The sequence below is a fragment of the Vibrio rumoiensis 1S-45 genome (assembly GCF_000286955.2).
In the GTDB taxonomy this organism is placed as follows: Bacteria; Pseudomonadota; Gammaproteobacteria; order Enterobacterales; family Vibrionaceae; genus Vibrio; species Vibrio rumoiensis_A.
Genome location: NZ_AJYK02000105.1, coordinates 1 through 15,728, shown reverse-complemented (window position 1 = coordinate 15,728; position 15,728 = coordinate 1). Strand labels below are relative to the sequence as shown.

The 15,728-nt window shown below is 39.2% G+C and carries 15 protein-coding genes; 6 read left to right on the top strand and 9 right to left on the bottom strand.

All coding sequences use genetic code 11. From position 1 onward, the window contains the following. Nucleotides 1–336: 336 nt before the first annotated feature. Complete coding sequence (locus tag A1QC_RS14470) at nucleotides 337–1,062, top strand: oligogalacturonate-specific porin KdgM family protein (RefSeq protein ID WP_017023884.1); 726 nt, start codon at nucleotides 337–339, stop codon at nucleotides 1,060–1,062. A 60-nt stretch (nucleotides 1,063–1,122) separates the two neighbouring features. On the opposite strand, the gene A1QC_RS14465 is transcribed toward A1QC_RS14470, so the two are convergent. The 8 genes from A1QC_RS14465 to kdgR all read right to left on the bottom strand — a co-directional run bounded on the left by A1QC_RS14465 (nucleotide 1,123) and on the right by kdgR (nucleotide 9,653). Further along, nucleotides 1,123–1,887 carry an IclR family transcriptional regulator gene (locus tag A1QC_RS14465; protein WP_017023883.1) on the bottom strand — a complete coding sequence of 255 codons (765 nt, stop codon included), beginning with the start codon at nucleotides 1,885–1,887 and terminating at the stop codon, nucleotides 1,123–1,125. Nucleotides 1,888–2,013: 126 nt separating this feature from the next. Next, nucleotides 2,014–3,321 (bottom strand): TRAP transporter large permease, encoded by a 1,308-nt coding sequence (locus tag A1QC_RS14460; protein ID WP_017023882.1) that lies wholly within the window; start codon nucleotides 3,319–3,321, stop codon nucleotides 2,014–2,016. A gap of 18 nt (nucleotides 3,322–3,339) precedes the next feature. Continuing rightward, a complete protein-coding gene (locus tag A1QC_RS14455; protein WP_017023881.1) occupies nucleotides 3,340–3,861 on the bottom strand; it encodes a TRAP transporter small permease in 522 nt (173 codons plus the stop codon). Nucleotides 3,862–3,912: 51 nt separating this feature from the next. Beyond that, nucleotides 3,913–4,902: a TRAP transporter substrate-binding protein gene (locus tag A1QC_RS14450; protein ID WP_017023880.1), complete on the bottom strand. Its 990-nt coding sequence runs from the start codon at nucleotides 4,900–4,902 to the stop codon at nucleotides 3,913–3,915. A gap of 25 nt (nucleotides 4,903–4,927) precedes the next feature. Then, entirely contained in the window at nucleotides 4,928–5,767 is an 840-nt protein-coding gene (kduI, locus tag A1QC_RS14445; protein WP_017023879.1) for a 5-dehydro-4-deoxy-D-glucuronate isomerase, read from the bottom strand. 358 nt (nucleotides 5,768–6,125) lie between these two features. Beyond that, a complete protein-coding gene (locus tag A1QC_RS14440) occupies nucleotides 6,126–6,857 on the bottom strand; it encodes an exonuclease domain-containing protein (protein ID WP_017023878.1) in 732 nt (243 codons plus the stop codon). 3 nt (nucleotides 6,858–6,860) lie between these two features. After that, nucleotides 6,861–8,723, bottom strand: coding sequence for a DUF294 nucleotidyltransferase-like domain-containing protein (locus tag A1QC_RS14435; RefSeq protein ID WP_017023877.1), 1,863 nt, complete (start codon nucleotides 8,721–8,723; stop codon nucleotides 6,861–6,863). Nucleotides 8,724–8,858: 135 nt separating this feature from the next. Next, nucleotides 8,859–9,653, bottom strand: coding sequence for a DNA-binding transcriptional regulator KdgR (gene kdgR, locus A1QC_RS14430; RefSeq protein WP_017023876.1), 795 nt, complete (start codon nucleotides 9,651–9,653; stop codon nucleotides 8,859–8,861). Nucleotides 9,654–9,902: 249 nt separating this feature from the next. Between kdgR and kduD the strand changes: the two genes are divergently transcribed. The 5 genes from kduD to A1QC_RS14405 all read left to right on the top strand — a co-directional run bounded on the left by kduD (nucleotide 9,903) and on the right by A1QC_RS14405 (nucleotide 13,534). Further along, the gene (gene kduD / locus A1QC_RS14425) at nucleotides 9,903–10,664 is read left to right on the top strand and encodes a 2-dehydro-3-deoxy-D-gluconate 5-dehydrogenase KduD (protein ID WP_017023875.1); all 762 of its coding nucleotides are present in this window, start codon (nucleotides 9,903–9,905) and stop codon (nucleotides 10,662–10,664) included. A 16-nt stretch (nucleotides 10,665–10,680) separates the two neighbouring features. Next, entirely contained in the window at nucleotides 10,681–11,004 is a 324-nt protein-coding gene (locus A1QC_RS14420; RefSeq protein ID WP_017023874.1) for a cupin domain-containing protein, read from the top strand. Between the two features lie 81 nt (nucleotides 11,005–11,085). Then, a complete protein-coding gene (locus A1QC_RS14415) occupies nucleotides 11,086–11,724 on the top strand; it encodes an RpiB/LacA/LacB family sugar-phosphate isomerase (protein WP_017023873.1) in 639 nt (212 codons plus the stop codon). A gap of 232 nt (nucleotides 11,725–11,956) precedes the next feature. Further along, a complete protein-coding gene (locus tag A1QC_RS14410) occupies nucleotides 11,957–12,886 on the top strand; it encodes a sugar kinase (RefSeq protein ID WP_017023872.1) in 930 nt (309 codons plus the stop codon). A 24-nt stretch (nucleotides 12,887–12,910) separates the two neighbouring features. Next, the gene (locus A1QC_RS14405) at nucleotides 12,911–13,534 is read left to right on the top strand and encodes a bifunctional 4-hydroxy-2-oxoglutarate aldolase/2-dehydro-3-deoxy-phosphogluconate aldolase (RefSeq protein ID WP_017023871.1); all 624 of its coding nucleotides are present in this window, start codon (nucleotides 12,911–12,913) and stop codon (nucleotides 13,532–13,534) included. Between the two features lie 102 nt (nucleotides 13,535–13,636). Here A1QC_RS14405 and A1QC_RS14400 read toward each other — a convergent pair whose 3' ends face one another. After that, on the bottom strand, nucleotides 13,637–15,637 hold the full coding sequence (locus A1QC_RS14400; protein ID WP_017023870.1) for a heparinase II/III domain-containing protein: 2,001 nt from the start codon (nucleotides 15,635–15,637) through the stop codon (nucleotides 13,637–13,639). Between the last annotated feature and the right edge of the window lie 91 nt (nucleotides 15,638–15,728).

Genomic DNA, 15,728 nt, shown 5'->3' with positions numbered 1-15,728 from the left:
ATTTATGGAACGATGTTTCACTTATTTAGTGATCTAGTTAAAAAAACCGTAGGGCACTGATTATGTTTTGATAAAAATGAAACAAGACAAAATTGATCTAGCACAATAAATATCAAAAATAAGACTAAAGTCTAATTGATAAACCCACATTTCACTTTTGTTAATATCATACACTGCCCGCCAAAAACAAAATAATTGATCCATTTCAAAATAATTAACCTATATTTTTAAAACATTGTTTTATAGATCACACAAAATAATAACCAACGATCTAACCCATGAATTTTGTGTTTATTATTTGACCTGAAATAAAAACAAATAAAGGACTAGAATAATATGAAAAAGGTATTAACCCTCTCTTTGCTTGCTATCGCGGTGACTTCAACGGCAGCTTCAGCAACTTCAATTAATATCCGTCACGAATGGAAACCGGAATATGGTGATAAAAACGATCAGGCACATGCCGACCGTATTGCAGTCAGCCACCGATTTAAAAGCGGCATTGGATTTGAAGTAGAAGCAAAATATAAAACCAATAATAACGATGCTTGGGGCGATCAAAGTGGTAATGGTAACCAAGCTAATATTAGCTACCGCTGGAAAATCAATGACACCTTTAGCCTAACCCCACAATTTAAGCTTGAAGCCAATTCAGACAAAGTTGGCTACCAAGGAAACTTAACCTTAGGCTATAAAGCAACTGACACCATTTCAACGTCTATTCGTTATCGTTACCACTATGAAAACTATAAGAGCTCTCTTGATAAAGCCAATAGCCACTATAACCGAATCACCCTTGCAGCTGGTTATAGCGGTATTGAAGATTGGAAATTTGGTTTAAGTACTGACTACACCATCAAGCAAGAAGGCGAAGAAGTATGGAATGGTGATAAACAAGGCATTTCAGAAATCAACTCCAAAATCTCATATACCGGATTTGGTGGTGGTTGGGCACCATTCGTTGAAATTGGTGTACAACCTGCAGATAAGAATATGGCAGGTGATAATGATAAAGACGATTGGCGTCCGCGTTACCGCGTAGGTATTGTTTATAGCTATTAAACTGACTTAAAACCCGCTAACCTAACAATTAGCGGGTTATTATCTAAGCTTTAGGGAACACTATCTTTGGTGGAGCTTCTCTGCCACTTTCAATAACTCATGGCGAGTTTTTTCAATGTCGGCAATATCATGGCTCACTGTTTTTGAATTGAGGGTCATATAAGGAACCGTAATTACCGCAATCAACTCACCCAATACACCGAAGATTGGCACCGAGATATTAGTGACACCGGAAATTTGAGGGCTCTCTCCAACGTAGTACCCCTGCTCCTCTATCATTGCAATTTTTTTAGCAATGATATCTAAATTCTCTGATGTGAAGCCATCTTGTTGAGCTAAAATTTCAGATCTTTTTGTAGGCTCACTAAAACTAAGCAATACCAAACCAGAACCCGAAGCACCAATATCTAACTCTGCACCAATCCGTAAACTAAAAGCCATTTTATAAGGGCTTTCATTACTGGCGATGACGATCAGTTTACCATTACTGTATCGGCTAATATGGCATGACTGGTTCACCGAATAGCTCAATGATTCCATCAGAGGACGTGCTTTTTTCAGTAATAACGCGATTGGTGGAGCTTGATTAGATAAAGCAAACATCTTCAATGTTAAAGCATAAGTCGCACTATCAGCATCAAACTCAATATAGTGTTTTTCAACCAGTACACTCAACATGCGAAAAATTTCATTCACACTGCGATTCAACTGAGTAGAAATTTGCTTTTTAGTTAATGGCTCAGCTTGGCCAGCAAGTAACTCAAGTATCTCTAAACCTTTTTCTAATGCTGGCGCCCTATATTCTGTTTTTTGTGTCAGTTCCAAATCTTCATTACCTATTCGTGCATGCTCAAGCTGATTATACTCATTTTACTTTTGAATAAACGAATTTAAATGGATAAAAATAAAGCTCCACATAATGTAGAGCTTTGAGCATTCAGCAAAAAAATATTAACCCACTAAACCCATCATTTCTGGAATAGCCATTGAGATGGCAGGAACATAAGTCACTAACATCAATACAAGGAATATCGCAAAGAAGAATGGTAGTAGCGTGCGAACCACGCTGTCGATACTAATCCCACTTACCTTACAGCCAGTAAAAAGAATCGGTCCTACGGGCGGTGTTATTGTTCCTAGTGATAGGTTAAACACCAATAAAATACCAAACTGAACAGGATCCATCCCTAATGCCATACAGATTGGCAAGAAGATTGGAGTGAAAATCAGAACTGCTGGTGTCGGATCCATAAAGGTGCCGACAAACAAAAGGATCACATTAATAATCAATAAAATGATAATTGGATTATCAGTTACCGATAACAAGTTATCGGCAATCATGGCTGGAATTTGAGTAAATGCCATTACCCAAGACATGATTGATGAAGTCGCTAACATGAAGATAACAATCGCCGACATTTTCGCCGTGCTTAGAAAGATCTCAGGCAGTTTTTTGATATCAAGTGAGCGATAACCCAAACTTAAAATCAATGAGTAAACGACAGCAATAGCTGAAGCTTCTGTTGCGGTAAAAACCCCACCTAGTATCCCGCCAATCACCACTACAATAAGTGATAAGCTTGGAATTGCATCAATAGTCACTTTACAACAGTCAGCTAATGTCATGCTATGTTTTGCAATATAACCACGACGCTTTGCCATGATGCCCGCCATGATCATGACACTTAAGCCCCATAAAATACCAGGCAAGTAGCCACCCATAAACAAAGCAGAAATGGATACACTACCAGCAACTGTTGCATAAACAATCAATGTATTACTTGGTGGGATCAACATTCCTGTTGGTGCTGAAGCAATATTAACTGCAGTACTAAATGCAGGGTCATAACCCTCTTTTTTCTGGATTGGCGACATAATGCCACCAACGGCTGCGGCAGAAGCCACACCGGAGCCACTGATTGAACCAAATAACATGTTTGAGACAACATTGGTTTGCGCTAAAGAACCAGGGAAAAAACCACTGATGATCTTTGAAAAATTAATTAGCCTTATCGCGATGCCTCCATTATTCATTATGTTGCCAGCCAGTATAAAAAATGGAATTGCGAGTAAGGCAAAAGAGTCTAATCCAACAAACATTCGTTGAGCAGAAGTCAGCATTGCACCTTTCATTGGTAGAATAACCAACATAGCTGCAAAAGATGAAATCCCTACCGCGATACTAATAGGCGTACCTATTACAAGAAAAAATACCACACCACCGAACATAATCAGTGCGGCAAGAAGTGCCATATCCATTGCTATTTCCTTCTATTTTTATTTTTGTTTTAGGGCTTTAAGGCGAGAAATAAAACCAATCTCATGACACAAGAAATAAAATAAAATAATTGCACCGCTGATTGGGATCACCGAATAAATCGTGCCCATTGGAATTTGTAATGCTGAATCTTGTTGCCACATTTGTCTTACTGCCGTGTTGTAGCCACCAAAAACCATAATAGAAAAGCCAAAGACTACGATGACAAGCTCTATAAACATATCGAGATAGATTTTAGTTTTTTCCGAAAATTTATCTTTAACAAACGTAATGCTCATGTGTTCACGTAAACCAAAAACATAAGCACTACCTAAAAAGATTAACCAAATAAATAAGTACCTAGACAGCACCTCACTCACTCCGCTAGGGCTATCGAATAAATACCGAGAAATAACTTGGTATGTCACTAATGCCGTCATAGAGCCAACAATCGTGATGCATGTCCAAGAAATCAGTTTATCAACGAGAAATTTAACCTTATTCATCGTCAATAATAATTTAGATTCATTACCACTTAACATGTCTCTTTACCTTAAAAAAGGCTGGATATCTCTTATCCAGCCATGTTGGTTTTATTTAAGTTCTGTAATTTGTTTAAAGAGTTCTTTTTGCGCAGGTGTTTCAATTAAGCTGTCTTGCAAGCTCTTACAGCTGTCTTGGAATGGTTTAATATCCACATCGTTAAATTTCGCGCCTTTAGATTGAGCAATCGCTTTCGCTTCTGAAATTTGCTTATTCCATAATTCAAATTCCATTTGGGTACTTTCTTTGACTAGGTTAACCAAAATATCGCGGTCTGCTTTTGGCATAGAAGAAAGGAAATCCGTACTCATCACCACAAGATCAGGCACCATTAAATGACGAGTTGAAGAAAAGTAAGGCGCAACTTCATACTGCTTTAAATCTGCATAAGTAATTTCATTATTTTCTGCACCATCAAGAACGCCTTGTTGAATGGCGCTGTACACTTCACCTTGCCCCATTGCTACACCAGTGCCGCCCATACAAGAAAGCATTTTGATCATAGTATCAGACTGCATAACACGTATTTTTTCACCTTTCATGTCTTCGATCGTGTTAATCGGGCCTTTCTTGGTGTACATGCTACGAGCACCTGCGGTATAAGCGGTTAATACTTCGAAGCCAAACTTACTAGTTGAAGCAAAAAGCTCATCAAGCATGCCAGAGGTAAATACTTTCTCTTGATGTTCAGGGCCGGTATAAATATATGGCATACCGATCACACGGAACGTTTTATCGTAGTTTTCAACCAATGGGTTTGCTACGACCGCCATTTGTACTGAGCCCATCTGTACTAACTCTAACGCTGCACGCTGATCACCTAATAACTCATTAGGAAAAATTGAAAGTTTGTAGCGACCGTCGGTTTTTCTTTCCAATTTTTCAGCTACACCTTGCAAAGCAACATATTGAGGATGTTGATTTGACTGATTAAATGCCGCTTTAATTTCTGTTGCTGCATTAACGAGTGAAGACATACCCAGCGTGCTACCAATAACTGCTGCCAATGTCGCTTTTTTCAATGAAGTACGAGTAAACATGTCATTATCTCCGTATAAATTGTTATTATTTAATTAAGTTCATATCGACAAAATCCATATCATCAAAGGTTTGATTTTCTCCAACCATTCCCCAAACAAAGCTGTAATTTTGTGTTCCACAACCAGAATGAATCGACCAGCTTGGTGACAGCACTAACTGCTTATCACGAACAATAATGTGTCGGGTTTCTTCTGGTTCACCCATAAAGTGGAAGACCACTTGTGAAGGCTTCACATTGAAATAAAGATAAGCTTCCATTCGACGCTCATGAGTATGCGCTGGCATGGTATTCCAAACGCTACCTGGTTTAAGGTGAGTCACCCCCATACACAATTGGCAAGTAGGTAGAACGTCTGGATGTAAATATTGAGTGATAATGCGGTCGTTAGCATTTTCCTGTGAACCGAGCTCAACTCTCTTGGCATCTTCACGACGGATAATGCGAGATGGATAAGTATGATGTGCAGGCGCACTTAAACAATAAAATGAGGTAGGTTCAGCTGAATCGTATGATTCAAATTCAATATTTTCTTCGCCTTTACCTAGGTATAAAACATCAAGGTATTCCAACGTGTATGTTTCCCCTTTACAGCGAACCACACCCTTTGACCCTAAGTTTAAAATCCCTAATTCACGACGCTCTAAAAAGAAATCAGTGCCAAAGGCTTTCTTGTCCATTACATCATCAAGTTTTAATACTTGCTCTGTTGGACAGACCCCCATTGCAACGATTCGATCAATATGGCTATACACAACCTTAACTTGGTTATCTTGAAATAAATCTTCCGTAAGAAACTCTTCTCTTAGTCGAGAAGTATCATAACTTTTGGAATCCGTAGGGTTACTGTTGTAATTAATAAACATTGATTTCTCCTTAGTGATAGCTAGAGACTAATGATTATTCATATATGATCAACACCATTTATATATGATTAAATACATTTGTGAACTAGAGCTACAAATTTATTGAAACAACGTTTCTTTGTTTGAGGTGGATCATATTCAGTATTTTTTAAAACCATTGACTAAGGGAAGAAAGGCAAATAATTTTTGAAATTATGGAAGATATTTAGGAATAAAAAATTAAGAACGAGATAGTGCTTAATCGACAAAGAGATATAAAAATAATGCAAACCACCTAGACTGAGGCGCTGGCGCTTTGCATATAAAGATTTTTTGTATATTGAGATTTAAAGAAAATATTAAGAATAAAGTAACAAGATTAACCAGAGCAGGTTGCACGATTACACATATCACCTAACGTGGCTGTTTTTGCACTCTGACCAAAGATCTTACTCTTTTGCGCCAAGTATAATTCTGCGGTAGAAATCGCATCGACCAAGGCATTGTGTGCATTGTATTTAGGTAAGCCGTAGCGATTGCGTACATCATTAAGCTGAAGCTCTAGTGCGGTCGTTTTTTGATGGAACGTTAAGTGCTTTTCTACTTTCAACGTATCGAGCCAAATAACTGGCAAGGTTTCTAAGCCATAGTTTTTTTGTAAGTAGCTTTGGATAAACCCTCTTTCTATGACCGCACCATGTGCCATTACGACTTTTCCGATCATTTTACTAAATAAACGATTCATTGCCTCATCAAGCCTATCTCCTTCGATAAGCATCTGTGGGGTAATGTGATTGATGATGGCACTTCCTGCTTTTATCTCTTGATTATTATCCACATAACAATGCGCTGCGGTGTCCATGTCAATTTTGTTTTGCTTCATTTGAATATTACCAATACTCAATAAGCTATCTTTCTCAAAATTAAGCCCTGTGGTTTCAAAGTCCAATACCAGAAAACTCACCTCTTGCAAAAGCGTCTCAGGCGGCAATAGTGGTGTCGCTAATAATTGCTTCAACTCTGGAGAAACCGTCTTTGGGATTTGAATATTTTGCCTTTGCTTCTCAATCTTAGTTAAAGGGTGAAAATGTGTTTTTATCGCTTTTAGCATGATTTATCCCTTGGTAAAGCGAAGTTTTGCGCCATCTTGTAGCTCATTGATGATCTTGAAAGCATCTTTTAAATGCTTACGCTCAAAACTACTAAATGTTTGTGGATCAATGTGGTTATCCGGCTTATTACCCAATTTCAGCGACTCATTTTGATGAGTAAAACGAACTTGAGTGATAAAACGATAGGCACCAATAATATTTTTATAGCTCTGCTCGCTCATCACACCTTGTTGATATGCCCACTCAAAACGCTCTTCCGTCCCCGTAAGTGTACCTTTCGCCGAAAGGCTATAAATTCGTGCTAAATCAATAATGAGGTTTAAAGCGTATTTTTTGATATTTAATGTGCGGCTGTTATCTCCGGTTTTTTCGAGTACCAGATTATTGAAAATACCGAGGGGGGGTTGGGTATCAACCGCATCACGTACCAATGACGGAATAAAGCGATGGCTTTGTTCGATACAATCATGCAAATGCTGTTGTAACTCAGTTGCCAACTCAGCATTACCATACAAAGAACGTACTTCTAAAAAAACACTAATATTCAGTAGCTTGTTATACTCTGGAGTCCCGACCCATTTACGATAATATTCTTTCCAGCGAGATAAAGGTTGGCACCATTTCGGTGTTGCAGCCATGTACTTACCATCGCATAACGGATAACCACACGCGTCCAACCCATTGCAGACGATCATAGCTAGATGCGTAAAATATGCCATATCAGCTGAAGTTGCGGAGTCATCTAAAATTAGCGCGCTATCTTGGTCGGATAGCAAATGCACTTCATTACGCGCATGTGATCCAGCGACAATCCACGCATAATCGCACGGTGCTGGGCCCAATGTTTCCTGTGCGAGTTGAATAATACGTCGATTAAAGGCATCCATGATCATCGACATTACCGAAGCAACTATATGCGAGCCAACCTGGCTTTCCACTAAAGAAGAGAAGATAGTTTGACGCTCTTCTTTTAGAGTTTTAAGTGATTCGATCGAGTTGGAATATTTAATTTTCTCAATTAAAAATAGCGCTTGCGTTCTGTGGTTATGAACAAGGTGAGTTGTGGTAATCAAGCCAATCACTTTTTGACCTTGAACCACCGGTAAGCAACGAATATTAAATTGCATCATTAATGAAATGGCTTCTAAGACCGTCGCATCTGAATGAATCAACTGAGGGTTGCTCGTCATCACCATCGAAATAGGTTGCTCGGTGTCGATACCTTGTGACACCACTCTCGTGGTCATATCTCTATCAGTAATCACACCAACAATGTCATTGCCATCTTTCACCACCGCACAAGATGATCGCATTTCACCACACATATAAGAAGCGACTTGTTTAATGCTGGTATTTTTATCCACTATTGCGATATTTTCACTCGCAATCTCGGACACCTTACGGTAATAAGGCCCTTTATTATCAGGAGTAACTCGATAAAGCGCTGAGTTCAACCTTGCCCGTGCTCGGGTATCAAAATATTCAGAAAATTGAGGGTTCTCTTTAAGCAAATGTTGTAATGTCGAATGAGGAACTAAGTAGAGTAAACTATCCGTTAAAGCAACAGCGGTATAACCATCTTCACTGTTGGCCAGAGGCTCTAAGAAAGTAAATCCGAATTGGTCATCTTCCCCTAACCTTGCTCGCAACGAACCATCTTTCATTCGTTGCTCAACTGCACCGGTACGAATAATATAAAGAAAGCGCTCTTCACAATTTGAACTAAAATGAATTTCTTCACCTTTTGATAAATAGGTGATTTTAACTTTACTAACAACTTCCTTAACCACTGATTCTGGTAACTTATCGAAAGGATCAATGCGTACCACAAAATCATAAATGTTAGGTAATAAAGCATTACTCATAAAATGAACCCTCAAAAAAACTTTTACACACAATATCAAAACATGGTTTTAAATATAATAAAAAGAATGGAAACTTTGGTTGCAGGCACAAAAAAAGCAGCACAAGGCTGCTTGTTTAAATCATATTTTCCCTGATTACGATGCTTCAGACATTGGATATTCGTGGTAACCCAAATGTTCAGAGATATTCTTACAAGCGTTTTGAAGCATAGCCACATAATCTGCTTTACGGTTTTCATCAAAGCGAATGGTAGGGAACGAAATAGATAAACCCGCAACCACATGGCCAAAACGGTCATAGACTGGCGCGCCAATACAGTACAAACCAGGCTCTTGTTCTTGATTATCTTCCGCATACCCTTGTTGTTTTACTATTTTTAACTCAGCAAGTAGTTGATCAACATTTTCGTGAGTTTTATCCGTATGCCTAATAAACGTCACATCTTTCAAAGTCTCACGCACAAATTCTTCTGTACGCTCAGCCAATAGAACCTTACCAATTGCAGTACTATAAAGAGGATTACGACGACCGATACGTGACTGCATACGTAGATTATAGTTAGAATCAATTTTATGCGTATAAATGATATGATCGACATCTAAAGCACCTAAATGCAGCGCTTCATTCGTTTGCTCAGAGATTTGTCTCATTTCTTTATCAGCAAGCGAAATAATATCTACATATTCTAAAGACTTAGCGCCCACTTCGAAGAGCTTCAAGGTTAATGAATACTTATCCGCTTCACCCTCTTGATCCACAAAGCCCAACATTTTCATTGTTTGCAAAAAACGATACGTGGTGCTTTTAGACATCATTAAACGTTGCGATAGTTCTGTAATACCAATGTCTTTTTGCTCACCAAGCGCTTGTAAAATACCAAATACTTTCATTACTGATGATACTGCATCAGGTTGTTTAGCTTTTTCCATTTCTTCTATACCTTCAAGAGTTTCACGTCATATACCATTCTATCTTCTTTATCAATTTTTCTAAAACATCTACTTCAAAAAAATGAAACAAATAATAATACAAATACAAAAACACGACTCCCATCAAATTTATAAAACATCATTTTAATTTAATTTGAAATGGTGTTTCAAAATTGCTAATGTTGAGTCACTGAAGTAAAACACACTTGAATTAATAAATTGCCACGCTAGGCACTAAAGGAAATAACTATGATTCTGAATGCATTTAATCTTGAAGGTAAAGTAGCAATTGTTACTGGTTGTGATACTGGTCTTGGTCAAGGCATGGCTCTAGGGTTAGCACAAGCTGGCTGTAAAGTGGTTGGTGTGAACTACACCGCACCAGAAGAAACCATCGAGCTAATGAACGCAGGTGGCCACACTTTCCTTGATGTTCGTGCAAACCTTCTAAAGCAAGACGACATCCCTACAATTATTGAAAAAGCACTGGCTGAGTTCGGTCAAATTGACATCCTAGTAAACAACGCTGGTATCATTCGTCGTGAAGATGCTATCGAGTTTTCTGAGCAAAACTGGGATGATGTCATGAATATCAACTCTAAAACGGTATTCTTCATGTCTCAAGCAGTTGCTAAGCAATTCATCGCTCAAGGCAATGGCGGCAAGATCATCAACATCGCTTCTATGCTTTCTTTCCAAGGTGGTATCCGCGTACCTTCTTATACTGCCTCTAAGAGTGCCGTTATGGGGATCACTCGCGCAATGGCCAACGAATGGGCAAAACACAACATCAATGTAAACGCAATTGCCCCAGGTTACATGGCAACTAACAACACTGCTGCACTACGTGCAGATGAAGACCGTAATGCAGCTATTCTTGAACGAATTCCTGCTGACCGTTGGGGTAAACCAGAAGACGTAGCTGGCCCTTGTGTATTCTTAGCATCTGATGCAGCAAGCTACATTAATGGCTACACTATTGCGGTTGATGGCGGCTGGTTAGCACGTTAATAAAGGAAAGATGACTATGTTTGTACACGGTAAAGACGTTAAACTTGAAGATCTAGGTGATGGCGTTAAGCGTAAGATTTTAGCTTATAGCGATAACATCATGTCAGTGGAAGTACATTTTGAAGATAACGCTATTGGTTACCTTCATAATCACCCACATGAACAATTAACCTACGTATTATCAGGTGAATTTGAATTTACTATCGGTGATGAAACTAAAATTGTTAAAGCTGGTGATGCACTTTATAAAGAACCTAACATCATGCATGGCTGTAAATGCTTAAAAGCTGGCGTATTGCTAGATAACTTTACCCCAATGCGTAAAGACTTCATCGAATAATTAATCATTGGCTTGCCTAGTCTTAATCTAACCTAGGCAAGCAAAATTAAATACTTATCAGTTTCCTATTGGAGAATATCAATGAAAATCGCACTAATGATGGAAAACAGCCAAGCTGGCAAAAACGCAACCATTCTTAACGAACTAACAAGCGTTGTTGAGCCACTAGGCCACACTGTTGCTAACGTAGGTATGAGCGATGAAAATGATCACCACCTAACGTATATCCACCTTGGTATTCAAGCCAGCATCCTACTTAACTCTAAAGCGGTTGATTTTGTTATTGCTGGTTGTGGTACTGGCCAAGGTGCAATGATGTCACTTAACCTACACCCAGGTGTGGCTTGTGGTTACTGCCTAGATCCATCAGATGCATTCCTATTCAACCAAATCAACAACGGTAATGCACTTGCTCTAGCATTTGCGAAAGGCTTTGGTTGGGCTGCTGAGCTTAATGCTCGTTACATCTTCGAAAAAGCATTCACCGGTCCTCGTGGTGAAGGTTACCCTGTTGAGCGCAAAGAACCTCAAGTTCGTAACGCCGGTATTCTAAATGAAGTGAAAGCTGCGGTTTGTAAAGAAACGTACTTAGACACACTACGTGCTATCGATACAGAACTTGTGAAAACTGCCGTAACCGGTGAACGTTTCCAACAATGTTTCTTCGACAATTGCCAAGATGATGAAATCAAAGTATTTATAAAAGAAATTTTAGCTTAACGGTTAAAATCCCCCCTAGGGTCAGCTGAATTTTATGACTAAGTTTCTGTCTGTCCCAAAGTAAAAATCATATGATGTGCCTACTTTTGCCGATCTCCCCAGGTCGGCTTTTTTTTGCCTGAAACTCTAAAAACACACATAAATCACATAAAACAAAACATCGTTCCATTTTTATTGACCGCAACAATTCAAATACAGATAATAGGTTCATTACATATTTAGGAGAAATATTATGCAAGTCAGTCGCGTTGCGGTTATCGGTGAATGTATGGTGGAGCTACAAAAAGCCGGTGATGAACTTTATAAACAAAGTTTTGGTGGTGACACACTAAACACCGCCCTTTATCTTTCTCGTCTTACCAATAAACACATCACTACCTCTTATGTAACAGGCTTAGGTAAAGATCCATTTAGCCAAGCAATGTTGAAAGCATGGGACAAAGAAAACATCGATACTTCTCATGTGCATATATCAGAGAAAAAATTACCGGGTCTATACTCCATCTCAACCACAGATGATGGTGAACGCAGCTTCCAATATTGGCGTAGTGATGCCGCTGCTCGTTACTGGTTACTTGAGCAATCTGAAACTGCGATTATCGATACACTCTGCCAATATGATTTTATTTATTTAAGCGGAGTGAGCTTGGCGATTTTGCCAACAGAAGCACTAGAAAAGTTAGTAACGGTTCTTACCATCTGCAAATCTCAAGGTTGTAAACTTGCCTTTGATAACAACTACCGCCCTGCACTTTGGGAAACCCAGCAGCAAGCTCAACAAGCCTATCAAGCCATTCTAAAGCTGACTGATATTGCCTTCTTAACATACGATGATGAAGAAATGCTATACGGCGATACTCACGAACAGCAAGCCATTGATCGTACTCAAGCATTGGGGGTTAATGAGATAGTCATTAAACGTGGCGGTGAAGCGTGCTTTGTTATTACCCAAGATGAACGCATTGAAGTTGCGCCACAAAAAGTCAACAACATTGTAGACACTACTGCTGCTGGAGATTCATTCAGTGCTGGCTACTTAGCAAAACGATTGACGGGTGGCAGCCTACTAGAATCCGCTCAAATGGGTCATAAACTTGCAGGCACAGTCATTTGTTTTCCCGGTGCCATTATTCCCGCGCAAGAAATGCCTGAATTAAACTAACATTCATATTACTAAGGACAAATTATGACAACGGTTAAACAACGTTTAAGTGAAATAAAAGTCGTTCCTGTTATTGCAATTAAAGATGCCAGCAAAGCGGCAAAACTTGCACAAGTTTTAGTAGAAAACGGCCTACCTTGCGCAGAAGTGACCTTCCGTACTCCAGCTGCCGTACAAGCCATTAAGAACATGCGAGAAGCCTACCCAGACATGCTTATCGGCTCTGGAACCGTACTAACCACTAAGCAAGTGGATGAGTCGATTGAAGCCGGTGTCGATTTTGTGGTGAGCCCGGGTCTTAACCCAACAACCGTTAAATACTGTCAGCAACGCGGCGTACAAATCGTACCGGGCGTTAACAACCCAAGCCTTGTTGAACAAGCAATGGAACTAGGTCTAGATACATTAAAGTTCTTCCCTGCAGAGCCCTCAGGTGGCGTGAGTATGCTAAAAGCGCTCACCGCGGTTTATCCGGTCAGCTTTATGCCTACTGGCGGTGTTAGCCCGAAAAATGTCAATGATTACCTCGCGATTCCAGCGGTATTTGCTTGTGGCGGAACGTGGATGATCCCAACCGATCTGATCGATAACGAAAAATGGGATGAACTTGCTACTTTAGTCGCTGATGTGGCGAAAGTTCTCGACTAGACTACTTTAACATTTATCTATCAAACAAAGCCGAGCTATCAACTAGCTCGGTTTTTTATTAGTTGTAATGTTGTAGTGTCTTTTTAAGGCAAGAATAATTGCTCAACTTAAGAGAATCTTGGCGTTCTCTAGGTCGATCTCTATTTTCTTTTTTACCGTATCCTGAGTTAATTCCAGCCGAATAAAATCATTTTTCCATTCAACACAATCAACAGTAATACTTTGTGTAAGAGTTAGGTCATAAATTGCTATAGCTTTGAAAGACGTTTCTTTATTTCTAAGCAATAAATAGGATAAATCTTGGGTGGCTGGATTATCAGGAGCTAGGCCAGTTAGAACTGTAGAATTTTGGAGTGAATACAAATGAAAATGAAATTTAGGCTGTTCTTGAATGTCAAAATGATAACTCTGCAAACCTTGAATAGAATGCTGACGACAGCTATGCATACGATTTAAAGGACCATTCAGAGGGTTATTCACCTCTTGCCAGCATTGTTGAACACATAGTTCTCCACGTACATGCCAAATTAAATCTAGTTGTTTATTATGTGGGTTAAGCACCTGATTAATATCAATCGCGATATCAGGTAGCCATAAAATACTGCGTCGATAGCTAACGTTTGTATATGTCTCATCATCCCACTGCTTAATAGTGTGACTATCAAGTTCTAGCACTGTTTCGGACCAATCCACCAATGTATCAACAAAAGTGAATGAGCTCGTTTGCTGATAATCCAAACACACTGGAATAGCAGGCGGTTGATTTTCTTGCTCTACCGCTAGTGTGTTGTGAGTAACTGTATTCTTGTAATAGCCGTAATGAAGCTCTGCTCCATAGCCTGTTGTCCCGATATCCGGCAAAATTTCTCGCCCATTACGACAAATAATTAAACCTAATCGATCATAATGATCATGCTCTCCACCATAAGGAGCATGCTTTAGCAGCAGCATATTACCACTTTGCTCATCGTACATTTTCGTTAAGCCAGAGGTAGGTGCATGTTGTGGTTGACACAGTAAAGGTGGCAAGACGGGTAAATCAGGCACACCATATAACAACGCATCTAAGTTATCGCGCGGTGAATGTTGATAAATATTGATAAGAGCTCGTGCAAATAAAGGATCATCAAACTGACGATAAGCAAACTCAAAAAGATGACTATGCGAAAGTTTCTCTTGTCCAGCAATACAATCATTCAGACGAGGGAAATCCCCAGTGGCACTGAGTAAAGAAAGAGGAAAAGCCAACATCTTATAATAATTAGGATCAGCATGAACACTATATTGAGTACGGTAAGCAACCTTCTCAAAAGCCAGCAAAGCCTGTAAAGCATAATAATGGTAGTGTATGGAGCCTTCGAACCACATGCCGTCTGAGTTTACCCCCTCAGCAAGCTGATATTTCAGCCCATATTTAGAGTTAAGAGCAAAATCAATATATTCTGGCTCGTCAATAATCAGCCCTATCACCCCAATAGTCGCACTGGTTTTCATTTCATGATTATGTAATTGATCGGCTCGATGTTCTATTAGAAACTCTGCACCTTCACGTAATAGTCGTTTTTCTATATAGACTCTGTCTTCCACTGATAATTGCTCACGAATAAAATCATATCCACGTACAAAATCTAAATGGCAGTTGGCTTCACAAAGAGTTTGAGCATTCGCTTTACCTGGACCGTTATATGGGATCCCACCATGAGGTTGGTAGTCCGGGTAATGTTTTGCATAACCGAGCAAAATTTCTCTTACTTTTTCAAAATAACTTATCTGTTGGGTGAGTTGCCATAATAAGCCTAACTCATAACAGGCTTTCGAATTTAAGCCATTCAGCCCACGCCACCAAGCACCATCGTAAGGCTCACCATAAAAAGCTTTGCCATCAATAGGACAACAGTGTTCGGTTGGTTTATCCCACCTCCAATCTAAACGTACCGCATGTTCAGGACAGAAATAATACAAATTCCAAGTTGCTCGGTTATCAGGTGTAATTAATGTCTGGTTAGAAATAACCATTTTATTATCTTCAATTAACCTATTTAACACGCTATTCGTCACCTTATTACGAATAGCAAGCATTTCTTCTTGAGTAAACTGCAACATCTTAACTTCACTCACCTACAATGGGTTAAAAATTAGAGGTATAACGACTCTATAAAAGGAACAATAATGATCTAAAAAAATAGCCCTAGAT

Excerpts from the sequence above, each read along its gene's own strand:
- kduI (WP_017023879.1), bottom strand. The coding sequence starts at position 5,767 with ATGTTTATTAATTACAACAGTAACCCTACGGATTCCAAAAGTTATGAT.
- kdgR (WP_017023876.1), bottom strand. The coding sequence starts at position 9,653 with ATGGAAAAAGCTAAACAACCTGATGCAGTATCATCAGTAATGAAAGTA.
- A1QC_RS14440 (WP_017023878.1), bottom strand. The coding sequence starts at position 6,857 with ATGCTAAAAGCGATAAAAACACATTTTCACCCTTTAACTAAGATTGAG.
- A1QC_RS14410 (WP_017023872.1), top strand. The coding sequence starts at position 11,957 with ATGCAAGTCAGTCGCGTTGCGGTTATCGGTGAATGTATGGTGGAGCTA.
- A1QC_RS14400 (WP_017023870.1), bottom strand. The coding sequence starts at position 15,637 with ATGTTGCAGTTTACTCAAGAAGAAATGCTTGCTATTCGTAATAAGGTG.
- A1QC_RS14415 (WP_017023873.1), top strand. The coding sequence starts at position 11,086 with ATGAAAATCGCACTAATGATGGAAAACAGCCAAGCTGGCAAAAACGCA.
- A1QC_RS14470 (WP_017023884.1), top strand. The coding sequence starts at position 337 with ATGAAAAAGGTATTAACCCTCTCTTTGCTTGCTATCGCGGTGACTTCA.
- A1QC_RS14455 (WP_017023881.1), bottom strand. The coding sequence starts at position 3,861 with ATGTTAAGTGGTAATGAATCTAAATTATTATTGACGATGAATAAGGTT.
- A1QC_RS14420 (WP_017023874.1), top strand. The coding sequence starts at position 10,681 with ATGTTTGTACACGGTAAAGACGTTAAACTTGAAGATCTAGGTGATGGC.
- A1QC_RS14460 (WP_017023882.1), bottom strand. The coding sequence starts at position 3,321 with ATGGATATGGCACTTCTTGCCGCACTGATTATGTTCGGTGGTGTGGTA.
- kduD (WP_017023875.1), top strand. The coding sequence starts at position 9,903 with ATGATTCTGAATGCATTTAATCTTGAAGGTAAAGTAGCAATTGTTACT.
- A1QC_RS14405 (WP_017023871.1), top strand. The coding sequence starts at position 12,911 with ATGACAACGGTTAAACAACGTTTAAGTGAAATAAAAGTCGTTCCTGTT.
- A1QC_RS14450 (WP_017023880.1), bottom strand. The coding sequence starts at position 4,902 with ATGTTTACTCGTACTTCATTGAAAAAAGCGACATTGGCAGCAGTTATT.
- A1QC_RS14435 (WP_017023877.1), bottom strand. The coding sequence starts at position 8,723 with ATGAGTAATGCTTTATTACCTAACATTTATGATTTTGTGGTACGCATT.